General features: G+C 68.2%; 14 protein-coding genes. 6 read left to right on the forward strand and 8 right to left on the reverse strand.

Features of this window, described 5'->3' with window-relative positions; all coding sequences use genetic code 11:
* Nucleotides 1-90 precede the first annotated feature (90 nt).
* The 3 genes from ACFJGT_RS20620 to ACFJGT_RS20630 all read left to right on the forward strand — a co-directional run bounded on the left by ACFJGT_RS20620 (nt 91) and on the right by ACFJGT_RS20630 (nt 3,978).
* The gene (locus ACFJGT_RS20620; RefSeq protein ID WP_377841802.1) at nt 91-1,800 is read left to right on the forward strand and encodes a lysine--tRNA ligase; all 1,710 of its coding nucleotides are present in this window, start codon (nt 91-93) and stop codon (nt 1,798-1,800) included.
* A gap of 19 nt (nt 1,801-1,819) precedes the next feature.
* Nucleotides 1,820-3,205 carry an FAD-binding oxidoreductase gene (locus tag ACFJGT_RS20625; RefSeq protein ID WP_377841804.1) on the forward strand — a complete coding sequence of 462 codons (1,386 nt, stop codon included), beginning with the start codon at nt 1,820-1,822 and terminating at the stop codon, nt 3,203-3,205.
* 71 nt (nt 3,206-3,276) lie between these two features.
* A complete protein-coding gene (locus ACFJGT_RS20630) occupies nt 3,277-3,978 on the forward strand; it encodes a nitroreductase (protein ID WP_377841807.1) in 702 nt (233 codons plus the stop codon).
* A gap of 224 nt (nt 3,979-4,202) precedes the next feature.
* Here the strand turns inward: ACFJGT_RS20630 and ACFJGT_RS20635 are convergent, their stop codons facing one another.
* Together ACFJGT_RS20635 and ACFJGT_RS20640 are read right to left on the reverse strand one after the other, a co-directional pair.
* Nucleotides 4,203-5,258: a DUF808 domain-containing protein gene (locus ACFJGT_RS20635; RefSeq protein ID WP_377841809.1), complete on the reverse strand. Its 1,056-nt coding sequence runs from the start codon at nt 5,256-5,258 to the stop codon at nt 4,203-4,205.
* A gap of 171 nt (nt 5,259-5,429) precedes the next feature.
* Entirely contained in the window at nt 5,430-7,502 is a 2,073-nt protein-coding gene (locus ACFJGT_RS20640) for a 3-hydroxyacyl-CoA dehydrogenase NAD-binding domain-containing protein (RefSeq protein ID WP_377841811.1), read from the reverse strand.
* A gap of 190 nt (nt 7,503-7,692) precedes the next feature.
* On the opposite strand from ACFJGT_RS20640, the gene ACFJGT_RS20645 reads away from it, so the two are divergent.
* Nucleotides 7,693-8,439, forward strand: a complete 747-nt coding sequence (locus ACFJGT_RS20645; RefSeq protein ID WP_377841814.1) for an enoyl-CoA hydratase-related protein — start codon at nt 7,693-7,695, stop codon at nt 8,437-8,439.
* A 13-nt stretch (nt 8,440-8,452) separates the two neighbouring features.
* On the opposite strand, the gene ACFJGT_RS20650 is transcribed toward ACFJGT_RS20645, so the two are convergent.
* The 4 genes from ACFJGT_RS20650 to ACFJGT_RS20665 form a co-directional block, all read right to left on the reverse strand.
* The gene (locus ACFJGT_RS20650; RefSeq protein WP_377841816.1) at nt 8,453-9,958 is read right to left on the reverse strand and encodes a tripartite tricarboxylate transporter permease; all 1,506 of its coding nucleotides are present in this window, start codon (nt 9,956-9,958) and stop codon (nt 8,453-8,455) included.
* Nucleotides 9,959-9,971: 13 nt separating this feature from the next.
* A complete protein-coding gene (locus ACFJGT_RS20655; RefSeq protein ID WP_377841818.1) occupies nt 9,972-10,463 on the reverse strand; it encodes a tripartite tricarboxylate transporter TctB family protein in 492 nt (163 codons plus the stop codon).
* A gap of 101 nt (nt 10,464-10,564) precedes the next feature.
* Nucleotides 10,565-11,557 (reverse strand): tripartite tricarboxylate transporter substrate binding protein, encoded by a 993-nt coding sequence (locus ACFJGT_RS20660; RefSeq protein WP_377841820.1) that lies wholly within the window; start codon nt 11,555-11,557, stop codon nt 10,565-10,567.
* A gap of 129 nt (nt 11,558-11,686) precedes the next feature.
* Nucleotides 11,687-13,147 carry a serine protease gene (locus ACFJGT_RS20665; RefSeq protein WP_377841821.1) on the reverse strand — a complete coding sequence of 487 codons (1,461 nt, stop codon included), beginning with the start codon at nt 13,145-13,147 and terminating at the stop codon, nt 11,687-11,689.
* Nucleotides 13,148-13,445: 298 nt separating this feature from the next.
* Between ACFJGT_RS20665 and ACFJGT_RS20670 the strand changes: the two genes are divergently transcribed.
* Together ACFJGT_RS20670 and pbpC are read left to right on the forward strand one after the other, a co-directional pair.
* Entirely contained in the window at nt 13,446-18,704 is a 5,259-nt protein-coding gene (locus ACFJGT_RS20670) for an alpha-2-macroglobulin (protein ID WP_377841823.1), read from the forward strand.
* Between the two features lie 224 nt (nt 18,705-18,928).
* Complete coding sequence (pbpC, locus tag ACFJGT_RS20675) at nt 18,929-21,067, forward strand: penicillin-binding protein 1C (RefSeq protein ID WP_377841826.1); 2,139 nt, start codon at nt 18,929-18,931, stop codon at nt 21,065-21,067.
* Nucleotides 21,068-21,247: 180 nt separating this feature from the next.
* Here the strand turns inward: pbpC and ACFJGT_RS20680 are convergent, their stop codons facing one another.
* Together ACFJGT_RS20680 and ACFJGT_RS20685 are read right to left on the reverse strand one after the other, a co-directional pair.
* Nucleotides 21,248-24,343, reverse strand: a complete 3,096-nt coding sequence (locus ACFJGT_RS20680) for an efflux RND transporter permease subunit (protein ID WP_377841829.1) — start codon at nt 24,341-24,343, stop codon at nt 21,248-21,250.
* Between the two features lie 9 nt (nt 24,344-24,352).
* Entirely contained in the window at nt 24,353-25,432 is a 1,080-nt protein-coding gene (locus ACFJGT_RS20685) for an efflux RND transporter periplasmic adaptor subunit (protein WP_377841831.1), read from the reverse strand.
* Nucleotides 25,433-25,765 lie beyond the last annotated feature (333 nt).

Genomic DNA, 25,765 nt, shown 5'->3' on the forward strand with positions numbered 1-25,765 from the left:
CTCGCATTGACGGCGCCCTTCGCAATCTGCGAAAGCCCTTCTTCGCTCTTGCGATATCGCTGTCTCACTCAGGAGAGGACACCGCCCCTCATGCCCGCCTTCGACGCAGCCCTCGTTGACGCCGCCCAGCGTTCGGCCGCCTGGCCGTTCGAGGAGGCGCGCAAGCTCGTGGCCCGCATCGAGAAATCCGGCAAGAAAACGGTGATCTTCGAAACCGGCTACGGCCCCTCGGGCCTGCCCCATATCGGCACCTTCGGCGAGGTCGCGCGCACCTCGATGGTCCGCCATGCCTTCCAGGTGCTGACCGGCAACACCATTCCGACGCGGCTCGTCGCCTTCTCCGACGACATGGACGGCCTGCGCAAGGTGCCGGACAACGTGCCGAACAAGGACTTGCTCGCCGCCAATCTCGGCAAGCCGCTGACCGAGGTGCCGGACCCGTTCGGCACGCATGACTCGTTCGGCCGGCATAACAATGCGCGGCTCTGCGCCTTCCTCGACAGCTTCGGCTTCGACTACGAGTTCAAGTCCTCGACCAACTCGTATCGCGCCGGCGAGTTCGACGCGACGCTGCTCAAGATGCTCGCCCGCTACGACGCCATGATGAAGATCATGCTGCCGACGCTGCGCGAGGAGCGGGCCGCGACCTATTCGCCCTTCCTGCCGATCCACCCGAAGACGCGCATCGTCATGCAGGTGCCGATCGACGAGGTCGATGTCGAGGCCGGCACCATCGCCTGGACCGATCCGCAGACGAAGGAGCGCTTCGTCTCCCCCGTCACAGGCGGCCATGTGAAGTTGCAGTGGAAGCCCGATTGGGCGATGCGCTGGGTCGCGCTCGGCGTCGACTACGAAATGGCCGGGAAGGACCTGATCGACTCGGTCAAGGTCTCCTCGCAGATCGCCCGTGCGCTCGACGGCACGCCGCCGGAAGGCTTCAACTACGAGCTCTTCCTCGACGAGCAGGGCCAGAAGATCTCGAAGTCGAAGGGCAACGGCCTGACGATCGAGGACTGGCTGACCTATGGCCCGCCGGAAAGCCTGGCGCTTTACATGTTCCAGCGCCCGCGCGAGGCCAAGAAGCTCCACTTCGACGTGATCCCGCGCGCGGTCGACGAATATCTCCAGTTCCTCAACGGCTACGAGAAGCAGGACTGGAAGAACCGCCTCGGCAACCCGGTCTGGCACATCCATGCCGGCAATCCCGCGGCGCCGGAGGTCATCGCCTCGGGGGAAGGCGACAACGCGGTCAGGACTCAGGTCACCTTCGGCCTGCTGATGAACCTCGTCGCCGTCGCGAATTCCGAGGACAAGGCCGTGCTCTGGGGCTTCCTCCAGCGCTATGCGCCGGGCATGTCGCCGGAAACCCATCCGCGCCTCGATGCGCTGGTCGGCTACGCGATCGCGTATTTCCGCGATTTCGTGAAGCCTGCGAAAAGCTACCGCCCGGCCGACGAGGTCGAGCGCGAGGCCTTCGCCAAGCTCGATGCCGCGCTCGCCGCCCTGCCGGCCGATCCGACGCCCGAGATGGTGCAGGACACCGCGCTGGACGTCGCCCGCGCGATCCCGCGCTACCAGAACCTCACCGCCAAGAACGCGACGCCGGAACGCCCGGGCGTCTCCGGCGACTGGTGGAAGGCGATCTACCAGGTGATGTTCGGCGAGGATCAGGGCCCGCGCTTCGGCTCCTTCGCCGCGATCTACGGCCTGCCCAACACCCGCGCCCTGATCGCCAAGGCGCTGGCCGGCGATCTGGTAAAAGAGCACGCCGCCTTCTTGGAAGCGCGCAAAGCCGACTGACGAGCTGACGGAGCCTGCCATGACCATTCCCGACGACGCGCTCGCGGCGCTGGCGGAGGTGGTCGGCGCCAGTGGCCTGCGCAGCGGCGAGGCGATCCCCGCTCGCAACCGCAAGGATGCCTCCCGGACGAAAGATGGCCTGCCGGCCCTTCTCGTCACGCCGCGGACGACCGAGGAGGTCGCCGCGGTGCTGGCGATCTGCTCGCGGTTCTCTTTGCCCGTCGTCGTCCAGGGCGGCATGACGGGCCTGGCCGGCGGCGCCACGCCGCAGGCCGGCGAGGTCGCGCTCTCGCTTGAAAAGATGACGGGGGTCGAGGAGATCGACCCGGTGACGCGGACCATGACCGTGCTTGCCGGCACGCCGCTGGCGGTCGTGCAGGAAAAGGCGGCCGCGGCCGGCTTCCTCTACGGCGTCGATCTCGGCGCACGCGGGAACTGCACCATCGGCGGCAATGTCGCCACCAATGCCGGCGGCGTGCAGGTGCTGCGCTACGGCATGACACGCCGCAACGTGCTCGGTCTCGAAGCCGTGATGGCCGACGGCCGCATTGTCAGCCATCTCAGGAAGGTGGTGAAGAACAATGCCGGCTATGACTGGACGCAGCTCTTCATCGGCAGCGAGGGCACGCTCGGCGTCGTCACCCGCGTGCTGCTCGCCCTGCAGCCGGCAGTGACCGGCACGCAGACCGCGCTCTGTGCCGCCGGCAGCGTCGCCAACGCGCTCGCGGCACTCAACCGCCTCGAAGCCCGGCTCGGCGGCGGCCTTCTCGCCTTCGAGGCGATGTGGTCGGAATACATGAACGCCGCGGCTGAAAAATGTGGCCTGCCCGCCCCCTTCTCGGGCGAGCCCGAACTCGTCCTCGTTATCGAGGCCGCCATGGGGCCAGGCAGCACCGGCGAGGCGATGTTCGCGGAGGCGCTGGCCGAGCTGGCGGAGGAAGGGCTGCTCGACGATGCCCTGATCGCGCAATCCGGCCGGGACCGGCAGCGCTTCTGGGCCTATCGCGAAGCGAATTACGAGTTCTACCGCGAGCTGCCGCGCGGCGTTCATTTCGACGTCAGCATCCCCCTGGGCGCCATGGCGGATGCCGTCGCGCTGCTGCGCCAACGGGTCAAGGCCCGGAGCCACACGGCTATTCCCATCATCTTCGGCCATCTCGCCGACAGCAACCTGCATCTTTCGATCCATGATCACACGGGGGATATCTCCGGCTTTGCCGATATCGTCTACGAGCTGGTCCGCGCGAAGCAGGGCAGCATCTCGGCCGAGCACGGCGTCGGCATGCTGAAGCGGCCCTATCTCGGCATGAGCCGCTCGGATGCGGAGCTCGCGCTGATGACCACGCTGAAGCGGACGCTCGACCCCGGCAACATCCTCAACCGTGGGCGGATCCTGCCGGCCTGAGCGTTCGCCCCCGGCCTATGGCACCGGACCGGCGGCTCTGCCAGACTCATGCGCCATGACGGATCGCGGGAATGCTGAACATGATCGACGGGATGACGCCTGACCAAGCCATCGAGCGCGCGATCCGCGCGCGCCGCGCCACCCGCGCCTTCCTTTCCGACCCTGTCGAGCCCGCCCTGGTTCGCCGCCTGATCGAACTCGCCGCGCAGGCGCCCTCCGGCACCAATATGCAGCCCTGGAAGCTCCGCGTGATCGGGCCGCAGACGCGCGCGCGCCTCGAAAACGCGCTGCTCGTCGCTGTCGAATCCGGCGAGCGGCCGGGCGCCGAGGAATATCGCTACTACCCCGCCCAATTCCGCGAGCCCTATCTCGCCCGCCGTCGCAAGGTCGGCTGGGATCTCTACGGCCTGCTCGGCGTCGTCAAAGGCGATGTCGAGGGGATGAAGCGCCAGACTGCCGCGAACCTGCGCTTCTTCGATGCGCCGGTCGCGCTGATGCTGACGATCGACCGCGATCTGGAGATCGGCTCATGGCTCGATCTCGGCATGTTCATCCAGACCCTGCTGATCGCGGCGCAGGGCCATGGCCTCGATTCCTGCCCGCAGGCGATCTTCGCGCAGTTCCACACGATCGTGCGGCACGAGCTCGCAATCCCCGAGGACGAGGTCCTGGTCTGCGGCATCGCCATCGGCAAGGCCGATCCGGACGCGCCCGCCAACCGCCTCGTGCCCGAGCGCGAGCCGGTCGAGGGTTTCACGACCTGGCTGGATTGAAGGGCGTCAGACGCTGCCAGCAATTATCGGGGTTTCTGATCAGAACCACCCTTGTCATTCCGGGGGCACGCCGCAGGCGTGAACCCGGAATCTACGACCGGGTGAGCGGCTGGCTATAAGGGATCAAAGGTTCCACCCGGTCGGGGGGCCTGGGTCCTTCGCTGCGCGAAGCCCCGGAATGACAAGCGTGGCGCCAGGTCGCTGCGATCAAGCGGTTACAGCGCTCAGGCGCCGGGCTGCGCCGCCGCATCCTTGCGGAACAGCTTGACCACCGGCCCGACCAGCCAGTGCATCGCGACGATGGTGAGGCCGCCGACGATCACGCCGAACACGGCCGCCAGCGCAGCCCCGGCGAGCCACTCGCCGGCACCGGCGAGCGCGGCGGGTAAGGCACGCCCCGTCTCGACCGCGAGGTCGTGGACGCCATGCCCGAGCCCGGCGAGGCCATATTCTTCGAGCCCATGGATGATGATGCCGCCGCCGACCCAAAGCATCGCGGCCGTGCCGACCACGCCGAGCAGGTTCAGGAAATGCGGCATGGCGACGACGAGGCCGCGCCCGAAAGGCTGTGTCAGCCAGGACAGGGCACGATCGAACGCTCCCGCCTCACCGGCTTGGAGCTTGCGCAGCCCCAGCAGGCTCGCCGCAGGCCGCTCGTTGGCGGCGAGCGCCATGCCGGCATCGTCCGCCTTCACGATCAGCGCGACGACGCCGTAGACCACGACGGTGATGCCGACGCCGACGATCGCGAGCACCGCCGCCTTCATCCAGAAGGACTGGTCGGCGACGCCGGCCAGCGTGATCGCCATGATCTCGGCCGAGAGGATGAAATCGGTCTTCACCGCGCCGGCGATCTTCTGCTGTTCGAGCGCCGCCGGATCGCCGGTCGTCTCGCCCGCTTTGCCTTCGCCATGGGCGCCATGCGGCATCACCAGTTCCAGCAGCTTCTCGGCGCCCTCGAAGCAGAGGAAGACGCCGCCCGCCATCAGGAGCGGCGTGATCGCCCATGGCGCGACCAGCGCCAGCACGAGCGCGCCCGGCAGCAGGATGAGCAGCTTGTTGCGCAGCGAGCCCATCGCGATCCGCCAGATGATCGGCAGTTCGCGCGCCGCCGCGAAGCCGACGGCATAGCGCGGCGTCACCGCGGCATCGTCGATGACCACCCCGGCAGCCTTGGCCCCGGCCTTGCCGGCCTGTGCGACGACATCGTCGACGGAGGACGCCGCGATCTTGGCGATGCCGGCGATGTCGTCCAGCAGCGCAAACAGCCCCGAAGCCAAGCGGCTCTCCTCGGAAGGTTATCGATCAGGCGAGGATAGAGCGGTTTCGGCCAGCCGTCATTCTCGGGCGGAGCGAAGCGCAGACCCGAGAATCTCTAGCAGATAGATGTGACGGAATCTCCTCCGGCGAGAGATGCTCGGGTCAAGCCCGAGCATGACGAGCCTGCTCCATCACCCCTTCAGGCTGACGAAACCCTTGCCCTCGGCCGCGAGGCGCCTGAGCAGCGGCGCCGGCTCCAGTGCCTTGTCGCCGATCTCGGCGGCCTGCGCCTCCAGCCGCTTGACGATGACGTCGAGCCCGACGCTGTCGGCCCAGAACATCGGCCCGCCGCGCCAGGCCGGCCAATTATAGCCGTTGATCCAGACGATATCGATGTCGCCCGGCCGCGCGGCGATGCCCTCTTCCAGAATGCGCGCGCCTTCGTTCACCATCGGATCGAGCAGCCGTGCCAGGATCTCCTCCTGCGTGAAGGCGCGGCGCGTCACGCCCTGCTCGGCCGAGATGCGGGCGATCAGCGCCTCGACCTCGGGGCAGCGTTGCCCGGCGCGGGCGCCCTGCGGATAGATGTAATAGCCGCGCCCCGTCTTCTGGCCGAACCAGCCGGCCTCGCAGATCGCATCGGCCACGGCGGCCTTCAGGCCGCGCGCCTTGCGCGAGCGCCAGCCGATATCGTTGCCGGCGAGATCGGCCATGGCGAAGGGGCCCATCTTGAAGCCGAAGCCGGCCAGCGCGGCATCGACCTCATGCGGCAGGGCGCCGGCGACCAGCAGACGTTCGGCCGCGCGGGTGCGCTGCTCCAGCATGCGGTTGCCGACGAAACCGAAGCCGTTGCCGACCACGACCGGCACCTTGCCGAGCTTGCGGCCGAGCGCGACGGCAGTCGCAATCGCATCATCGGCCGCCCCGTTCGGCCGGACGATCTCCAGCAGCTTCATGACATTGGCCGGGCTGAAGAAATGCATGCCGATCACGTCCTGCGGCCGCTTCGTCGCCGCCGCGATCGTGGGCACGTCGAGATAGGAGGTGTTGCTGGCGAGGATGGCGCCGGGCTTCGCCACCTTGTCGAGCTCGCCGAAGATCTGCTGCTTGACGCCCATCTCCTCGAAGGCGGCCTCGATGACGATATCCGCCCCGGCCGCGGCCGCGAGGCCAACCGCCGGCTTGATCAGCTTCATGCGGCCGGCCTTCGCCTCTGGCGTCAGCGATCCCCGCGACACCGAGATGTCGTAGATCGCGCCGATGCGGTTGATGCCATTGTCGAGCGCGGCTTTCGCCGTCTCGATCAGCGTCACCGGGATGCCGGCATTCGCGAAGCACATCGCAATGCCGCCACCCATCGTGCCGGCGCCGATCACGGCGGCGCTTGCGATCTCGCGCGGCTTCACCTCCGGCCCGATGCCCGGCACCTTCGCGACCTCGCGCTCGGCGAAGAAGACATGGCGCAGCGCCTTCGAACGCTCGTCGACGAGCAGCGACAGGAAGAGCTTGCGCTCCACCGCTGCGCCCTCAGCGAAAGGTAGGGTGAAGCTCGCGCGCACGGCCTCGACCAGCGCCGGCACGTTCGGCATGCCCTCGGCCTTCTTCAGGGCATCCTTGGCCAGCGCCTCGAAGGCCTCGCGATCGGCATCGGTCAATTCGCCGGTGGCCTCGCTCGTGACCGGGCGGCGTCCCTCCGCCGCCAGCGCCTCGGCCAGATGGACCGCGGCGGCCACGAGATCGCTGGAGACGACCTCGTCGACGAGCCCGTATTCCAGCCCCTTGCCGGCCGAGATCGGCTCGCCCGAGAGCATCATCGGGAAGGCCTTGGCGGCGCCGATCAGGCGCGGCAGGCGTTGCGTGCCGCCGGCGCCGGGGATCAGCCCGAGCTTGACCTCGGGCAGGCCGAGCTTCGCGGCCGGCAGCGCGACACGGCCGTGACAGGCGAGCGCAACCTCCAGCCCGCCGCCGAGCGCCACGCCCTGGATCGCGGCGACGACCGGCTTGGCTGATGCCTCGATCGCATCGAGAACATCCGGCAGGCTCGGTGGAGCCGGCGGCTTGCCGAACTCGCTGATATCGGCGCCAGCGATGAAGGCCTTGCCGGCGGAGGCGATGACGATCGCGGCCACGGCAGCATCGGCATTCGCCTGCTTGATGGCGCTCGCCAATCCTTCGCGCACGGCCACGCCCAGAGCGTTGACCGGCGGATTGTCGATCGTGGCGATCGCGACCTTGCCGCGAAACTCAAGCTGAACCTTCGTCATCGACGTCTCCGCAATCCCAATCCCGCGCGCCTCGACTCGCACGCGAAGGCAGCGAAGGCGTCTCGCCGCGCAGGGGAGGATCGCACCCGCGCGATGTCAAGCGCCGGGCGGCGACGAAAGGCGCATCCGGCCTCGCTTGACCCCCGGCGAAGGCCCATGCGATCCCGGCACGGCAATCAGGAGCGGACCGATGAGCGAAGTGCTGAGCGAAACCGTCGCGGCCGGCGTGGTGCAGATCACCATGAACCGGCCGGAGCGCAAGAACGCGCTCGACCGCGCCAGCTACGCCGGGCTGATCGCGGCGATCGCCGCCGCCGAGGCCGACGCCTCGATCCGCGCCATCCTGCTGACCGGCGCCGGGGGCTGTTTCACCAGCGGCAACGACATCAAGGATTTCGCCATGGCCGCGGCAGCCGGCGACGGCTCGCGCGTCGCCATCGATTTCCTGGAAGTGATCTCGACCGCGAAGAAGCCGATCGTCGCGGCGGTCGAGGGTTTCGCGGTCGGCATCGGCACGACGATGCTGCTGCATTGCGACCTCGCCTTCGCCGCCCGCTCCGCGACCTTCCGTTTGCCTTTCGTGACGCTGGGCCTCTGCCCCGAAGGCGGATCGAGCTATCTGCTGCCGCTGGTCGCAGGCTCGAAGAAGGCGGCGGAACTGCTGATGCTGGGCGAGGCCTTCAATGCCGAGACGGCCGCCGCCGCCGGCCTCGTCAACGCCGTCACCGAGGATGGCACGGCGCTGGAAGCCGGCCTCGCCAAGGCCAAGGCACTTGCCGCGCTGCCGCCGGAATCGCTGGCCCTGACCAAGATGCTGCTGAAGCGCGGCTCGGCCCAGGCCGTGGCCGAGACCATCGCGACCGAAGCCCGCCATTTCGGCGAGCGCCTGAAATCACCGGAGGCGATGGCAGCCTTCATGGCCTTCCTGAAGAAGTGAGGCGTGTCACCCCTCAGACCGCCGCCACCCGCCTGCGTCCCTTCAGCCAGTCGCGCGTCCAGGAGAAGACCGGCCAGAGCAGCGCCGCGAAGGTCATCGCCGCCAGCACGGAGGAGACCGGCCGGTCGAAGAAGGGCAGAACCGACCCGTCGGACTTGATCAGCGAGGTCACGAAGCTCTGCTCCACCATCGTGCCCATGACGATGCCGAGCACCATCGCGGCGACCGGATAGCCGTTCTTCTCCATCACGAAGCCGAACACGCCGAAGAAGGCGACGCACCAGACCGCGAACAGGTTGTTGCCCGCCGTCGCGAAGGCGCCGACCGCGCAGAAGATCATGATCACCGGCATCACCGCCGAGCGCGGCGCGCCGACAACCTTGCTCGCCAGCCGGATCATGATGATGCCGAAGGGGATCATGATGATGTTGCCGAGGATGAAGATGATGTAGAGCGCATACATGCTCTCGGCCTGGGTGGTGAACAGCGAAGGCCCGGGGTTCAGCCCTTTCATGTAGAGCACGCCGATCGCGATCGCGGTGATCGTGTCGCCGGGAATGCCGAAGAGCAGCGCCGGCACCCAGCCCGAAGCGAGCGAGGCGTTGTTGGAGGCGCCGGCCTCGATCAGCCCTTCCGGATGGCCGGTGCCGAACTTCTCCGGCGTCTTCGAGAAGCGCTTGGACATGGCATAGCTGACCCAGGCCGCCATGTCGGCGCCGGCACCCGGCAGCACACCGATGATGATGCCGACGATGTTCCCGCGCGTCTGCTGCTTCGGATATTCCTTGGTGAGCTTCCACTGGCCCTTGAGGATCGAGCCGAGCTTGCGGTTCTCGATTTTCGGCGGGTCGCGCTCGGTCAGCGAGCGCATCAGCTCGGCCAGCGCGAAGACGCCGACCAGTGCCGGAATGACCTCGATGCCCCCCAGGAGGTCGGTGGAACCAAAGGTGAAGCGCGGCACGCCGCCGGGATTGTCGATGCCGATGCAGGTGATCAGCAGGCCGAGCAGCATCGCCGCGATCGCCTTGATCGGCGAGGAACGGGCCACCAGCGTCGAGCACATCAGGCCGAGCATCGCGAGCCAGAAATTCTCATAGGTCGAGAAGGACAGGGCCATTTCCGCCAGAAGCGGCGCGATCAGCATCAGCGAGAGCGTCCCGGCGATGCCGCCGAGCGCCGAGAACCACAGGCAGATGCCGAGCGCCGTCTCCGCCTGGCCCTTGCGCGTCATCGCATAGGCTTCGTCGGTATAGGCGGCCGAGGCCGGCGTGCCCGGGATGCGCAGCAGGCAGCCCGGAATGTCGCCGGAGAAGATCGCCATGGCGGAAGCCGTGATGATCGTCGCGATCGCCGCGATCGGCGAGAGATAGAAGGTGACCGGCACCAGCAGCGCCGTCGCCATGGTGGCCGAGAGGCCGGGCAGCGCCCCGACCGTCAGCCCGTAGAAGGCCGACGCCACGATGGCGATCATCACGTCGAATTGGAAAACCAGCCCGAAGGCCTTGATGACGGTATCCATCGTCAGGCCTCGCTCACCAGGGGAAGGGCAGCATGCCGCCGGGCAAAGGCACGCGCAGCAGCTTCAGGAAGATCAGGTTGATCGCGAAGGGCGCGATGATCGCGAGCGGCACCGCGAGCCTGGGCTTCGCACCGAAGGCGAGGCTGCACAGCAGCACCATGATCGCCGTCGTCGGCAGGAAGCCCAATGTCTCCGAGGCCAGCGCGTAGAAGGCGAGCAGGGCCGGCGGCAGCAGGGCCAGCCAGTTGCGCCAGGCCGGCACCGGCGCGAGCTCCTCCGGCGTCGCGTGGCTCGCGACATCGGCCTCGGCGACTTCCTCGAAATGGCGGCCGATCCCGAAGACGATCAGGCTGCCGCAGATGACGAGCCCGGCCCCGACGACCATCGGAAAGGCGGAGGGGCCGACCTGCTGGCCGGGCACCGGCGGCAGTTTCGAGCCGTAGAAGAAGGCGGTGGCGCCGAGCGCGGCAAGCGCCGAGCCGGTAATACGGTCTGACAACAACATGCTGGAACGTCTCGCAACTCGCGCTTTCAGGCACTTATGCGGAAACAGACCGCCATCCCGGGCCTCCTTTCGGTTGCCCGGGGCGATCTGCGCTCGTGGGCTCAGCCCTTGGCGAGCCCTGCCGCCTTCATGGCCGAGGCCATGGAGGTGTCGCTCGCGGCCATGAAGTCGGCAAAACCCTTGCCGTCCGCGAACTTCATGCCGAAGCCGCGCGCATTCATGAAGTCCTGGTAGTCCTTCGAGTCGAAGGCCTTCTTCAGCGCCGCCGTGAGCTTCGCCGCGATCTCGGGCGGCAGACCCTTCGGCGCGCCGATGCCGCGCCAGGCGCCGATCGAGTAGTTGATGCCGAGCGTCTCGTTCAGCGTCGGCACGTCCTTGAACTGCGGGTTGCGCGCTTCTGCCATGATCGCCAGCGACTTGGCCTTGCCGGCATCGATCATCGCGCGCGCTTCCGGCACCGAGCAGGTCACGATATCGATGCCGCCGGCCGCCAGATCCTGCATGCCGGGCGCCGCGCCGTTCGACGGCACCCAGGCGACGTGATCAGGCTTCAGACCCATCGCGACGAGCCAGCCGATCAGCGCGAGATGCCAGATACCGCCCTGGCCGGTGCCCGACGCCTTCAGCTTGCCGGGAGGTGCGGCCTTGATCGCATCGGCCAGCGCCTTGATGTCCTTGTAGGGGCCCGCGGTCGAGACCTGCACGCCCGGTGGGTCCTCGTTCATCAATGCAAGCGAGGTGTAGCTCGTCGATTTCAGGTCGGTCAGGCCCTGATGATGCATCATGGCGATCTCGACCGTCAGCATGCCGATATTGTAGCCGTCCGGCGCCGCGGTCGCGATGGCCGAATGGCCGACCACGCCGGAGCCGCCCGTGCGGTTGACGACATTGACCGGCTGGCCGAGGTCCTTTTCCAGGAGCTGCGCGACGATGCGCGCGGTCGCGTCCGTGCCGCCGCCGGCGCCCCATGGGCAGACCATGGTGATCGGCCGCGACGGGTAATTCGCCTGTGCGATGGCAGGCGCCGCAATCAGGCTCGCGCCGGCCGCGGCCGCGCCCTTGAGCACAGTTCGCCTGTCGATGAAATCGCTCATTCCCCAGTTCCTCCCGTTAAATCGATTTAGTGTCCGGGTGCTCCTCGTCCGCGACGGGGCTCCCTTGATCCGACGGGCGTCATCTGAGCCGATCGCGCGGCGGCAGACAACCTGTCATTTTGGCGGAGGCTACAGTCCGCAGACGATGGGCTGGACCGCGCCGGAGACCCGCTCGACCACCGCGCCCGTGCTGAGTTCTGGCCCCGCAGAGGCCGCCGGCAATGTGATGCCCGCCTTGCCGAGCATCGCCTGGATCGCCGCCGCATCGGCGAAGCCATAGCTGCGCTGCGGCGCGACGCCGGCGATCAGGATCTTGTCGGAGGGGTTGTCGGTGACGACGCCGACGAGCCGCCCCTGCCGGTCGAAGGCCGGCGCGCCCGCTTGCCCCGGCTGGAGCGGCGCCTTGAGAGCCGGCTTGCCGCCGGCCTGCGCATTCTGTCCGGGCAACGCGACCGCGGCCCGCTTGCCGGCGTCGTTGCCGTAGGCGACCAGAACCAGCGCCTCCGAGGCGCCCGCCGCCTCGCTACGCAGGCCGGGCGGCTTCGCGGCGCCCGCGCCTTCCAGATCGAGCAGCACGAGCCCGCTTGCATCATCCTTGAGACGCAGCTTCGCATTGCGGGTGCCGACCCGCAGGCTGCGGCAGTTATCCACCGCCGCCGCAACGCTCAGCGCGACCCGTTCGTCGAGGGCGAGCGCTACGCCATAGCGCTCGTTGCTGCGCGCTCCGAACGGCGTCGGCGCGGCCGGCTGTGCCGGCGCTGCGGATGGCGAGATCGTACCGTCGCTCGAAACGCGGACGGTGGCGACCATCCGCGGCGCGGGTCCGGTCGGGAACGGCTCGAAGCTCGCCGCGATCGCGATGACCAGCTTGTCGACGGTCGGCGCCAGCGCCTTGTCATAGCCGATCGAGAAGCCGCGCAGGCCCTGCGGCCCGGCCGAAAGCCGGCGATAGAACCGCCCGGTCGGCGTCTCGCCGGTGACGACGAAGAAATCCGGCCGCAGCAGCTTGTAGGTGATCTTGCGCGGGCTGTTCGGGCTGACCGCGATCGCCTTCTCGTAGATCGCCGCCAGGTCCTCGCCGCCCGGCGGCGTGGTCGAGGTGTCGAGCGTGACCTTCTCGTCGGCGCTCTGCCAGCGGCTGCCGCCGGAGGGCGTCACGTCGCGTTTCGGCAGGAGCCTCGAGGGAATGCCGATCTGCACGCCGGTCTTGTCGTCGGCCAGGACCTTGAACCCGGCCGCATCGCGCGCCGCCTGCGCGGCCTTCGCGAGCGCCGCCCGCTCGGCCGGCGGCAGCAACCCGTCGGCCGGGCCGCGCCCACCCTTGAAGGCGTTGATCGCCCGGAAGGTCAGCGGGCCATAGGAACCGGAAACCGCGCCGTTGAACTGCCCGGCCCAGATCAGGTCGTTCTGGATCGCCTTGCGCTCGGCCTCGGGCAAGGCCTCGAACCCGGCCTGCGCCGCCGCCATCTGCGGCGAGGGGCCGGGCGCGGGAGCCTGCGCGCCGGCAAGCGTCGGCACCACCAGCGCGAGCGCCAGGGCGGCACTCCGGAGCAACGTGATTCGCAGGGGGTGGAGAAGGGCGCGCGGCATGGGTCTCGTCCTTGAGAACGGGCGAAGCGGCTGCATTGAGCGTCAGAACGCGCCGCGCCGCAACCGGGAGATGGCATTTGCGCGCGTGTCATCCCGGATGCAGCGAAGCAAAGATCCGGGATGGCACGCGCGTGAGGATCGGAATGGGTAGATCGGCGCAGAACCCGGCACGCCCTGCATTCGCATGACTTGAACGCGCGCGGCAGGGTGATAGCCTGCCGGCCCCGTCTCACGCCGTCATCGGCCTGAAGCCATGTCCGCCGATCCTGGCCGGGCCGATCGACGAAGAGGACCGACGATGACCCTGCTTTCCCGTCTGGCGCTCGCCCTCTCGCTCACGCTGGCGGCAGCCCCCGCCTTCGCCCAGAAGGCCTATGTCCGCAACGACCTGCAGGCCGACGGACAGCGTCTCGAGGAGCGCCTGAAGCGCGAGGTCGCGACCGGGAATCGCTCGGCGGCGGACGCCATCCGCGCCGGCGAGATCGCGCTCGGCCGCGGCGACGCCCGCTCCGCCCTGCCCCAGGCCAATGCCGCGATCGTCGCCGATTCCACCAATGCCGCCGGCTGGCGCCTGATGGCGCGCGCCGCCAACGCGATCGAGCCGCGCGACTATCGCGAGCGCTGGGAACTGCGCGAGCGCGCGGTCGCCGCCGCCTATCTCGCCTATCAGCGCTCGACCAACCGCAATGACGAGGCCGCCTCGCTCGGCGTGCTCGCCCGCACCTTCGAGAAGAACGAGCTCTGGCGCCCGGCGCTGACCACTTATCGGCTCAGCCTCGACCTCGCCGCCAACCCCGCCTTGCAAAGCTCCTATGAGAGCCTGCGCGAGAAGCGCGGCTTCCGGTTGACCTCCAACAAGACTGATTCCGACGCCGCCTCGCCCCGTGCCTGCTTCGAGTTCTCGGAGGCGCTCGCACGCGGCCGCGTCGATTTCGCGCCTTATGTGGCGATCTCAGGCGGCAAGGGCGATTTCGCCGTCAGTGCCGAGGACCGCCAGATCTGCGTCGACGGCCTCAAGCATGGCGAGCGCTACGCCATCGTCATCCGCCAGGGCGTGCCCTCCGCCATCCCCGACGAAACCCTGTTGAAATCGGCCGATTACGAGATCTATGTCCGCGACCGCACCCCCTCGGTGCGCTTCACCGGCAAGAACTACGTGCTCCCGCGCACCGGCCAACAGGGCATCCCGGTCGTCTCGGTCAATTCCGGCAAGCTCGACCTCGAGGTGATGCGGATCGGCGACCGCAACCTGATCAACTCCGTCCATTCCGAGGATTTCCTCAGCCAGATCGGCTCCTATTCCGCCAGGCAGATCTCCAGCGACAAGGGGCAGACCGTCTGGACCGGCACGATGGACGTGAAGTCCGAGCTGAACCAGGACGTGATCACGGCCTTCCCGGTCACGGAAGCGGTCGGCAGCCTCAAGCCCGGCGTCTACGTGATGTTCGCCAAGCCCTCGGGCGGTCCGGCCGCCACGCCCGCGAGCGACGACGGCGATTCCTACGATGACGGCTCGACGCGCGCGACGCAGTGGTTCGTCGTCTCCGATCTCGGGCTGACCTCCTTCACCGGCCCGGACGGCGTGCATGTGCTCGCCCGCTCGCTGGCCGATGCAAAGCCCATCGCCAATGCGGAACTCAGGCTGATCGCCCGCAACAACGAGGTGCTCGGCACCGCCAAGACCGACGGCAATGGCTATGCTCGCTTTGATGCCGGCCTCGGCAAGGGCCAGGGCGGCAATGCGCCCGGCCTCGTCACGGCATCGCTCGCCGAGGATTACGGCTTCCTCGATCTCAAGCAGACCGCCTTCGACCTGTCCGATCGCGGCGTGAAGGGTCGCGTCGCCCCGGCCGGTCTCGATGCCTACCTTTACACCGAGCGGGGCGTGTACCGCTCGGGCGAGACGGTCTATCTCACCTCGCTCCTGCGCGACGCCAAGGGCGCCGCCGTCACCGGCCTGCCGCTGACCATCGTCGTCAAGCGCCCGGATGGCGTCGAATATCGCCGCCGACAGGTCGAGGACCAGGGCGCGGGCGGCCGCGCCCATTCGATCCAGCTCGTCTCCGGCTCCGCCACCGGCACCTGGCGCGTCCTCGCCTATTCCGACCCGAAGGGCCAGGCGATCGGCGAGACCTCCTTCCTCGTCGAGGATTACGTGCCCGAGCGGCTGGAGCTGACGTTGACGCCGAAGGCGCCGCTGCTCCAGGCCGGCCAGCCGGCGGAGCTCGACGTCAACGCCCGCTATCTCTACGGCGCGCCGGGCTCCGAGCTCGACGTCACCGGCTCGATGACGATCCGCGCGGCCGATGCCAGCGCCATCCCCGGCTTCAAGGACTATCAGGTCGGCCTCACCGACGAGGCTTTCGAGCCGGTCCAGAGCGAATTCGAGGAGAGCGCCACGACCGACGCCGCCGGCAAGGCGACGATCTCCAACCCCGTCCAGCAGGCCGATACCAATCGCCCGCTCGAGGTCGAGATGACCGTGCGCGTCGGCGAGCCCGGCGGGCGCGCCATCGCCCGCTCGGTCACGATGCCGGTCGTGCCCAAGGGCGCCGCGATCGGCGTGAAGAAGCTGTTCCGCGACGGCGATCTCGGCAACGGCCAGACCGCCAATTTCGAAGTGATCATGGCGACCGGCGACGGCAAGCGCCTCGCACGGCCCGGTGTCAAATGGGTTCTGTCCAAGGTCCGCCGCAACTACCAGTGGTTCTTCCAGGACGGCCGCTGGAACTATGAGGGCGTCAAGACCACCCGCCGCGTCGCCGATGGCGAGATCGCTGTGGCGGAGGCCGCTGGCGCCAAGATCGCCGCGCCCGTCGAATGGGGCAATTACCGGCTCGACGTGACCTCGGACGGCGTTGAGGCGGCCGAGACCTCGGTCTCCTTCAGCGTCGGCTATGAGAGCGACAAGACCGCCGACACGCCGGATGTGCTCGACGTTGCGCTGGACAAGGCTTCCTATGCCGATGGCGAGAGCCTGCAGGTCCGCCTGTCGCCGCGCTTCGCCGGCAAGGCGACGCTCGCCGTCATCACCGACAAGGTCGCGGATATCCGCACCATCGACATCACGGAGGGCGGCACCTCCGCCTCGATCCCGGTCAAGGCCGAATGGGGCGCGAGCGCCTATCTCGTCGTGCTCGCGCATCGCCCGATGGACGCCGCCGCCAAGCGCCTGCCCGGCCGGGCCATCGGCCTCTCCTGGTTCCAGATCGGCAAGGAGACGCGCACGCTGGCGCTCGATCTCGGTGCGCCCAAGCTGGTGCGCCCGCTCACGACGCTGTCGCTGCCGGTCAAGGTCACCGGCATGAAGGCCGGCGAAGAGGCCTATGTCACGCTGGCCGCCGTCGATATCGGCATCCTCAACCTCACCCGCTACGAAAGCCCGGACCCGAGCAAGTTCTTCTTCGGCCAACGCCAGCTCGGCCATGACCTGCGTGATCTCTACGGCTATCTGATCGACGGCATGCAGGGCACGCGCGGCGCGATCCGCACCGGCGGCGACGCCGCGCCCAAGATGGACGGCGAGAAGCCGACGCAGGAGCCGCTCGCCCGCTATTCCGGCGTGGTCAAGGTCGGCGCCGATGGCACGGCCAAGGTCGATTTCGACCTGCCTGCCTTCAACGGGTCCGTGCGCGTCATGGGCGTCGCCTGGTCGGCCGGCCGCACCGGCCAGGCCAGCGCCGACGTGATCGTGCGCGACCAGATCGTCGCGCAAGCGACGCTGCCGCGCTTCCTCGCCATCGGCGACCAGTCGCGCTTCCATCTCCAGGTCGACAATGTCGAGGGGCCCGCCGGCGCCTATACCGTCGATCTCGACGTCAAGGGCCCGGTGCTGGTCGCAGCCGACGCCACCCGCCGCACGATGCAGCTCGGCGCCGGCGCCAAGGCGCAGATGACGATCCCCGTCACAGCCGCCGGCCTCGGCCGCGCCGAGTTCGACGTGCGCGTCTCCGGCCCGAACGGCATCGGCACGGTGCAGAACCTCGCGGTCAGGGTGCAGCCCTCGGCCGCGACGATCGCGCGGCGCATCGTCCGCGCCATCCCCGGCAATGGCGGAGCGATTACCGTCTCCTCCGACCTGCTGGCCGATCTCGTGCCGAATTCCGGGCAGGTCTCGGTGACGGTCTCGCCCTTCGGCTCGCTCGACGTGCCCGCTTTGCTGAAGGCGCTCGACCGCTACCCCTATGGCTGCACCGAGCAGACCGTCTCGCGCGCCCTGCCGCTGCTAGCGGTCAACCAGCTTGCCTCGCTGGAACAGCTCGCGCTCGACGACAAGGCCGACGAGCGCGTCGTCAACGCGATCGAGCGCGTGCTGGCGCGCCAGGGCGGCAACGGCTCCTTCGGCCTCTGGGGCGTCGGCGGCGACGATCTCTGGCTCGACGCCTTCGTCACCGACTTCCTGACCCGGGCTCGCGAGAAGCAGTTCGCCGTGCCGCAGATCGCCTTCAATCTCGCGCTCGACCGCCTGCGCAACCAGGTCGTCAACACCAGCGAGATCAACAAGGAAGAGGCGGCCGGCATCGCCTATGCGCTCTATGTGCTCGCCCGCAACGGCCGGCCGGTGATGGGCGACCTGCGCTATCTCGCCGACAACAAGCTCGGCGATTTCGCGACGCCGCTCGCCCGCGCCCAGATCGGCGCCGCGCTCTCGGCACTGGGCGATCGCGGCCGCGGCCGCGCCGCTTTCGGCAGCGCGCTGGGCCTCCTGCAGCAAGCGAGCGATGACGGTTTCTCGCGGCCCGATTACGGCTCCCGCCTGCGCGACGGCGCCGGCGTGCTCGCCCTGATCGCGGAAGCCAATGGCGAGCGCGCAGATATCAGCCGCGCCGTCTCGATCCTCGACGCCACCCGCAACAGCGCCCGCTACAGCTACACCTCGACGCAGGAGCAGATGTGGATGGTGCTGGCGGCGCAGGCCATGGCCAAGGACGCCGAGGGCATGACGCTGACGGTCGATGGCGCCGCCCGCAAGGGTGCGCTCTATCGCACGCTCTCGGCCGAGGCGCTGGAGGCGAAGTCGCTCACCATCGCCAATCCCGGCGCCGGCAATGCCCAGGCGGTCATCACCGTCGCCGGCATCCCGACCGCGCCGGAGCCGGCCCTGAACCAGGGCTTCGGCCTGGAACGCGTGATCTACACGATGAAGGGCGAGAAGGCCGATCCCGCGCGCCTGCGCCAGAACGAGCGCTATGTCGTGGCGTTGACGGTGACCGAGGCCACGCCGCGTTATGGCCGCCTGCTGCTCGTCGATCCCGTCCCGGCCGGTCTCGAGATCGAGAACGCCAATCTGACGGAAGGCGCCTCGGTCGCGGGCCTCGACTGGCTGAAACAGGAGGTCTCGCCTGTACATACCGAGTCGCGCGACGACCGCTTCGTCGCCGCCTTCGAGCGCTCAGGCTCGCGCAGCGACAAGCTCTCCTACACCGTCGCCTATATCGCGCGAGCGGTCTCGCCCGGCCGTTACGTCTACCCCGCCGCCGTGATCGAGGACATGTACCGGCCGGACCGCTTCGGTCGCACCGGCTTCGGCGCGGTGGAGATCACCTCGGCGCGGTGATGGACGCGCAGCGCGAAAAGACGAGCACAACGGAGCTCCCTCTCCCCTCGGGGGAGAGGGATGGGGTGAGGGTCGGCGCAGCGCTCCGTCGTTTTCCGGCCCGCCTGGCCACGCTCATCCGTCAGCGCTCCGCGCTGCCACCTTCTCCCCCGAGGGGAGAAGGGAAGACTCCGCGCCGCTTTCGCAAACTGAAGATCGCCGCCGGCGCTCTCGCCATCTCGGCGATGGCAGGCGCCACCGCCCTTACCCTCTACGCCCGCTCCCTGCCCCCGCTCGACCTCGCGGCCGCGGCCGATCGCTCGACCGTGGTGCTCGATCGCGATGGCAAGCTCCTGCGCCCCTTCCTGACCGCCGACGGGCGCTGGAAGCTCCCCGTAACATCAGACGATGTCGATCCGCGCTATCTCGCCATGCTCAAGGCGTTCGAGGACAAGCGCTTCGATGGCCATCGCGGCATCGACCCGCTCGGCATGATGCGCGCCGCCGGCCAGATGCTGCTCAACGGCCGCGTCGTCTCCGGCGGCTCGACCCTGACCATGCAGGTCGCGCGCCTGCTCGAACCACGGGAAGAGCGCACGCTCTCCGCCAAGCTGAGACAGGCCGTGCGCGCCGTCGAGCTGGAGCGGCGCTTCGACAAAGCCCGTATCCTCGACCTTTATCTCACGCTCGCGCCCTTCGGCGGCAATCTCGAAGGCGTGCGCGCCGCGAGCTTCGCCTATTTCGGCAAGGAGCCGAAGCGGCTCTCGACCGCGGAGGCCGCCCTGCTCGTCGCCCTGCCGCAATCGCCGGAGACGCGGCGGCCGGACCGCTTTGTCGAGGCCGCCCGCAAGGCGCGCGAGCGCGTGCTGGAGCGGGTCGAGCAGGCGGGCCTCGCCACCCGTGACGAGGTCGCCGCCGCCCGCAACGAGCCGATCCCGATCGCGCGCCGCCCCTTCCCCAATCTCAGCCCCCATATCGCCGAGCAGGCGGTGGCGGAGGCGCCAGCCGAACGCGTCCAGAAGCTCTCGCTCGACGCGCGCCTGCAAACCGCTCTCGAAGGCCTCGCGCGTGAACGCAGCCTCGGCTTGGCACCTCAGGTCTCGATCGCGATCCTCGCCGTCGACAACGAGACCGGCGAAATCCGTGCCTCTGTCGGCGGCGTCGATTATTTCGCGGCGGAGCGGGCGGGCGCGCTCGATCTGACACGGGCCTTGCGCTCGCCGGGCTCGGCACTGAAACCCTTCATCTACGCGCTCGCCTTCGACAACGGCATCGCCCATCCCGAGACGATGCTGGAGGACAGGCCTGCCCGCTACGGCATCTACATCCCCGAGAATTTCGACATGACCTTCCAGGGCATGGTCAGCGCGCGCAAGGCGCTCCAGCTCTCGCTCAACGTGCCTGCGGTCGAATTGCTCTCGGCGCTCGGCCCGCAGCGCTTCCTCTCGCGCCTGCGCGATGCCGGCGTCGCCATTGCCATGCCCAAAGACAGCGGCGCGCCCGGCCTTGCGGTCGGCCTCGGCGGTCTCGGCATCACCTTGCAGGACCTGACCCGTGCCTATGTCGGGCTGGCGCGCGGCGGCGAGATGCTGCCGCTGAGATTCCGGCCGATATCCGCCCCTCTCCTCAGCCCTCATCCTGAGGAGCCGCGCAGCGGCGTCTCGAAGGATGTTCCAGCGCGCTCTGGACCATCCTTCGAGACGCGCTCTGCGAGCGCTCCTCAGGATGAGGGCTCGCGTGGTGGAGCGCGCCTCGTCGACCCCGTCGCGGCCTGGTATGTCGCCGACACCCTGCTCGGCGCGCCGCCGCCCCTCAATGCCGTGCCCGGCCGCATCGCCTACAAGACCGGCACGTCATACGGCTATCGCGATGCCTGGGCCGTCGGCTTCGACCGCAAGCATACGATCGGCGTCTGGGTCGGCCGTGCGGATAACGGGGCCGTGCCCGGATTGGTCGGGCGCACGGTCGCGGCGCCGATCCTGTTCGACGCCTTCGCCCGGCTCGGCATCGATCCGCGGCCCTTCCCGCAGCCGGCCGACGCGATCGTCGCCAGCACCGGCCACCTGCCGCCGCCACTCAGGCATCTCCGGCAGGACGTGCCCAAGACCGTCACGGCGATGACGACGCCGACGCTCAAGCTCGCCTTCCCGCCGGACGGTGCCCGCATCGACCTCTCCGCCGCCGCGCTCGACGGCGGCGGCCGGCTCAACCTCAAGGTCGCCGGCGGCTCGCCGCCCTATACCTGGCTGGTCGACGGCGCGCCGGTGACCGAGCCGCAGCGCCGCCGCGAGACGCAATGGCAGCCGCCCGGCAAGGGCTTCATGCGGATTTCGGTGATCGATGCGACCGGAGCGAGCGAGAGCGTCTCGGTGAGACTGCAGTAGCTCGCAGCGTCATCCCGCACGCGCTGCGGCACGAAGTGCTGCGGCGCAGATGCGGGACCGTCTTCAGGAAAAGGCGCCCTTCTCGCGTCGCCAAGTGAGGCGCCCACTCGTCACGCGGTCCCGTGTCTGCGCAGCAGCGCTGCACGCTGCGGCGCGCACGGGATGACAGCGGGTGGTCGTTCACTCCGCCGGCGCCGGATGCGCTCCATGAGTGCCCTGCGCCTCGTCATGCGCGCCGTGGCGCGAGCCATGGACCGTGCGGGCGAGATAGCTATAGGCGACCGGCACCACATAGAGCGTCAGCAGCGTGCCGAAGGTCATGCCGCCGACGATGACCCAGCCGATCTGGGAGCGGCTCTCCGCGCCGGCGCCCGCCGCGATGGCGAGGGGCACGGCGCCGAGCACCATCGCGCCCGTGGTCATCAGGATCGGCCGCAAGCGCAGCTCCGCCGCCTCGACGAGGGCGTCGATCATCTCGCGTCCCTCCTCGCGGAGCTGGTTGGTGAACTCCAGGATCAGGATGCCGTGCTTGGTGATCAGGCCGACCAGCGTGATCAGGCCGATCTGGCTGTACACGTTCATCGTCCCGCCCGTGAAGTAGAGTGCCGCGAGCGCGCCGGTCAACGAGAGCGGCACCGAGACCATGATCACGACCGGGTCGACGAAGCTCTCGAACTGCGCCGCCAGCACCAGGTAGATGAAGCCCAGCGCCAGCAGGAAGACGATGAAGATGCTCGCGCCCGACTGCTTGAACTCGCGGCTCTGGCCGGCATAGTCGACCTGCACCGAATTGGGCAGCACCCGCGTCGCGGCATCCTCCAGAACCTTGAGCGCATCGCCGAGCGAGTATCCCGGCGCGGGGATCGCAGTGACCGTCGCCGAGCGCAGCTGATTGAAGCGGACGAGTTCCTTCGGCGCCACATTCTCCTCGACCTTGACCAGGCTGGAGAGCTGCACCACGGCGCCGCCGCGGCCCATCAGGTAGATCGACTGCAGCGCCTGCGGCGTGTTGCGCTCGGCCCCCTCCACCTGCAGCATGACGTCGTACTGCTTGCTGTTCATGTTGAAGCGGGTGACCTGCCGGCCACCGAGCAGCGTCTCCATGGTGCGGCCGATGATGTCGACATTGACGCCGAGATCGGCGGCGCGCTGCCGGTCGATCGAGACCTTGATCTGCGGCTTGTCAAGGATGAGGTTGGTCTCGACATTGGTCAGAACAGGCGAATTGGAGACCTCCGTCATCAGCTGGTCGACATAGGACTTGATCTGCGTATAGGGCTCCGACGAGCGCAACACGAACTCGACCGGCTTGCTGTTCGCCTGGCCTTGCCCCAGCGAGGCCGGGTTGGTCGCGAACAGGCGGATGCCCGGGATCTGCGAGAGCCCCCGGTTGATCTCGGCAACGAGATCCTGCTGCTTGCGCTTGCGTTCTTCCCAGGGCTTGAGACGGGCGAAACCGACAGCGCGCGTCACATCGGGGAAGCCGACGATGACGAGATAGGTTTCGACCTCGGGGATGTTCCGGAAGTAGTTCTCGACCTGGCGGGCATAGTCGGCCGTGAACGAGATCGTCGCTCCCTCGGGAGCGACGCCGACGGCGTTGATCGTGCCACGATCCTCGACCGGCGCCAGCTCGGCGCGCAGATGCGTGAAGAAATAATAACCGCCACCGGCGACGCCGATCGCAAGCAGGACGACGAGCGGACGCACCTGGAGCGCCGCACGCAGCGAAGCCCTGTAGCCGCGCGACAACCCGTCGAAGCCGCGTTCCAGCACATTGTAGAGCCAGTTGTGCTTCTCGTGGTGGCGCAGCAGCTTGGCGCACATCATCGGCGTCAGCGTCAGCGCCACGAAGCCGGAGACCAGCACCGCGCCGGCCAGCGTCAGCGCGAACTCGATGAAGAGCTTGCCGGTGCGGCCGGTCGAGAAGGCCATCGGTGCGTAGACCGCGACCAGCGTCAGCGTCATCGCCACCACGGCGAAGGCGATCTCGTTGATGCCGCGGATCGCGGCGGGGGTCGGCTGCATGCCGTCCTCGATATGGCGATGCACGTTCTCCAGCACGACGATGGCGTCGTCGACGACGAGGCCGATGGCGAGCACCATCGAGAGCAGCGTCAGCGTGTTGACGGTGAAGCCGAACGCATACATCAGCGCAAACGAGCCGATCAGCGAGACCGGGATCGTCACCAGCGGAATCAGGGTCGCGCGGACCGATCGCAGGAAGATGAAGATGATCAGCACGACCAGCACGATCGCCTCGATGATCGTCTGGTAGACCGCCTTGATCGAGCGGTCGATGAACACCGAGCTGTCATAGGACTTGGCGATCGACATGCCTTCCGGCAGGTCCTCGATGATGCCGGGCAGCGCTTCCTCGATGCCGGCGGAGACATCGAGCGGGTTCGCCGTCGCCTGCTTGACGATGCCGATCGTGACCGAAGGCGTGCCTTTGAACCAGGCGGCGTTGCGCTCCTCGCGCGCGGCGAGCTCGACTTTGGCGATGTCCTTGACCTTGACCGGGAAGCCGCTGGCGTCCTTGACGACGATCTCGCGGAATTCCCCCGGCGTCGTCATGCTGGTCTGCGAGAGCACCGTGAATTCGCGGTCGTTGCTCTCGATGCGGCCCGACGGAATCTCGATATTCTGCGCCCGGACGGCGGCCTCGACCTCCTGGACGCTGACGCTGTAGGCCGACATGCGGGCGCGATCGAGCCAGATCCGCATCGCGTACTGGCGCTGGCCGAGGATGCGGACTTCCGCCACGCCGGTGACGTTCTGGACGCGGTCTGAGATCGAGCGATCGGCGAAATCGGTCAGTTCGAGCGGTCCGTGCCGCGAGCTGGTCAGCGAGAGGTAGAGGATCGGCTGCGAGTCGGCCTCGACCTTGGCGATGACCGGCTCGTCGATCTCGTCGGGCATGCGGCTGCGCACGCGGCTGACGCGGTCGCGCACGTCGGACGCCGCGACGTCCGGATCGACATCCGGCCGGAAGCGCACCTGGATGAAGCTGCGCTCCTGGCGGCTGGTCGAGGACAGGATCTCGATGCCCTCGATGCCGGCGATCGAGTTCTCCAGGATCTGGGTGACCTGCGTCTCGATGATCTCGGCCGAGGCGCCGCGATAATCGGTGCGCACCGAGACGATCGGCTCGTCGATATTGGGGTATTCGCGGATCGTCAGGCGGCCATAGGAGACGATGCCGATCAGCATCACCAAGAGGCTCAACACCGTCGAGAGAACGGGCCGGCGGACGAAGAGTTCGAAGAGGCTCATGCGTCGGTCCTAGAGCTGGCTCGTCTGGACGACCTTGTCCTTGATCGCGATGATGGCGCCGTCGCGCAGCCGCATCTGGCCGGCGGTGATCACCTGCATATCGGGCTTCAGCCCGCTGACGATCTCGACCTTGCCAGGCAGGCGCTTGCCCAGTTCGACGGTGACGCGCTTCGCCTTACCCTTATCGACGATGTAGACCATCTTGCCGACGGCATCCGGCACGACCGCCATTTCAGGAATGAGGATCGCGTTCTCGCGCTGGTCGATGGTGATGACGAGACGGGCGAAAAGGCCGGGCTTCAACACAAGGTCTGCATTCGGAATGGCGGCGCGCAGGCGGATCGCCCGGCCGTTCACATCCACGACCGGGTCGATCGCGTAGATCTGCCCCTGGAACTTGCGGTCCGGCACCGCATCGACCCGCATCTGCACGGGCTGGCCGACCTTCAGGCGGCTGAGATAGATCTCGGGCACGCGGAAATCGATCTTGATCGGGTCGATGCTGGTCACCGTGATCAACTGCTTGCCGACAGAGACGAAGTCGCCGACGCCGACCGAGCGCAGGCCGACGACGCCGGTGAACGGCGCCACGATGGTCGACTGCGCGAGCTTGGCCTTGGCGAGCTGGATCCGCGCCTCGCTCGAAGCCAGCTTCGCCGCGGCCTCGTCAAGCGCGACTTGCGTTCCCGAGCCGCGCTGCACCAGCGAGCGCAGGCGCTCATAGGTATCGCGCGCAAGGCCGAGATCGGCCTGCGACTGCTTGAGTTCGGCATCGAGGATCGCGGTGTCGAGCTTCACGAGCTCCTGGCCCACCTTGACGCGCTCGCCTTCCTTGAAGCCGAGCGCGACCACGCGACCCGCGATCTCCGGTGCGATCACCACGGATTCATCGGCGGCAAGCGTGCCGAGCGCCTCGACCTCTTCGCTGACCGTCGCAAGCTCGATGGCGGCGACCTCGACGGGAACGCCGCGCGGACCCGAGACCGCGCTCGCCTGGGCCTGCTGGGTGCCGGCGCGCTGGTTGCGGTAGGCATAATAGCCGCCGCCCGCGATGGCGGCGACGAGAACAAGAAGGACGAACCGCTTCATCAGGCTGGAGGCTCCGTTGCCGCCCATTGGTCTTAAATGGAACGAAAGGCGTTGCTAAGATGCCGGCGCGCCACAGCGGCACAAAAACAGCGGTTCTTGCGCCGATGCCGCATCGATCCGGCCTTGTAGCCATCGATGCAAGATGCTTGCCGATAAGAGGCCCACCGTCACGGGCATCTCCGCCGCACACAAGCATCCACGATCATCCTGCCGGTAAGCCGCGGATCGTCCAAGCGCATTCTGGAGACCTCACGAAACGTTGACCGGCTCGCGGGAGCTCAATCGCGCCATTCGAGGCTTTCGCCCTGCTGTCACGCCGCTGTCATCCGTGGT

Source organism: Allobosea sp. UC22_33, assembly GCF_042700715.1.
Taxonomy (GTDB): domain Bacteria; phylum Pseudomonadota; class Alphaproteobacteria; order Rhizobiales; family Beijerinckiaceae; genus Allobosea.

Bases quoted from the DNA above. Each gene is read 5' to 3' on its own strand.
- ACFJGT_RS20620 (WP_377841802.1), top strand. From the start codon at position 91: ATGCCCGCCTTCGACGCAGCCCTCGTTGACGCCGCCCAGCGTTCGGCC.
- ACFJGT_RS20625 (WP_377841804.1), top strand. From the start codon at position 1,820: ATGACCATTCCCGACGACGCGCTCGCGGCGCTGGCGGAGGTGGTCGGC.
- ACFJGT_RS20630 (WP_377841807.1), top strand. From the start codon at position 3,277: ATGCTGAACATGATCGACGGGATGACGCCTGACCAAGCCATCGAGCGC.
- ACFJGT_RS20640 (WP_377841811.1), bottom strand. From the start codon at position 7,502: ATGACGAAGGTTCAGCTTGAGTTTCGCGGCAAGGTCGCGATCGCCACG.
- ACFJGT_RS20645 (WP_377841814.1), top strand. From the start codon at position 7,693: ATGAGCGAAGTGCTGAGCGAAACCGTCGCGGCCGGCGTGGTGCAGATC.
- ACFJGT_RS20650 (WP_377841816.1), bottom strand. From the start codon at position 9,958: ATGGATACCGTCATCAAGGCCTTCGGGCTGGTTTTCCAATTCGACGTG.
- ACFJGT_RS20655 (WP_377841818.1), bottom strand. From the start codon at position 10,463: ATGTTGTTGTCAGACCGTATTACCGGCTCGGCGCTTGCCGCGCTCGGC.
- ACFJGT_RS20660 (WP_377841820.1), bottom strand. From the start codon at position 11,557: ATGAGCGATTTCATCGACAGGCGAACTGTGCTCAAGGGCGCGGCCGCG.
- ACFJGT_RS20665 (WP_377841821.1), bottom strand. From the start codon at position 13,147: ATGCCGCGCGCCCTTCTCCACCCCCTGCGAATCACGTTGCTCCGGAGT.
- ACFJGT_RS20670 (WP_377841823.1), top strand. From the start codon at position 13,446: ATGACCCTGCTTTCCCGTCTGGCGCTCGCCCTCTCGCTCACGCTGGCG.
- pbpC (WP_377841826.1), top strand. From the start codon at position 18,929: ATGGCAGGCGCCACCGCCCTTACCCTCTACGCCCGCTCCCTGCCCCCG.
- ACFJGT_RS20680 (WP_377841829.1), bottom strand. From the start codon at position 24,343: ATGAGCCTCTTCGAACTCTTCGTCCGCCGGCCCGTTCTCTCGACGGTG.
- ACFJGT_RS20685 (WP_377841831.1), bottom strand. From the start codon at position 25,432: ATGAAGCGGTTCGTCCTTCTTGTTCTCGTCGCCGCCATCGCGGGCGGC.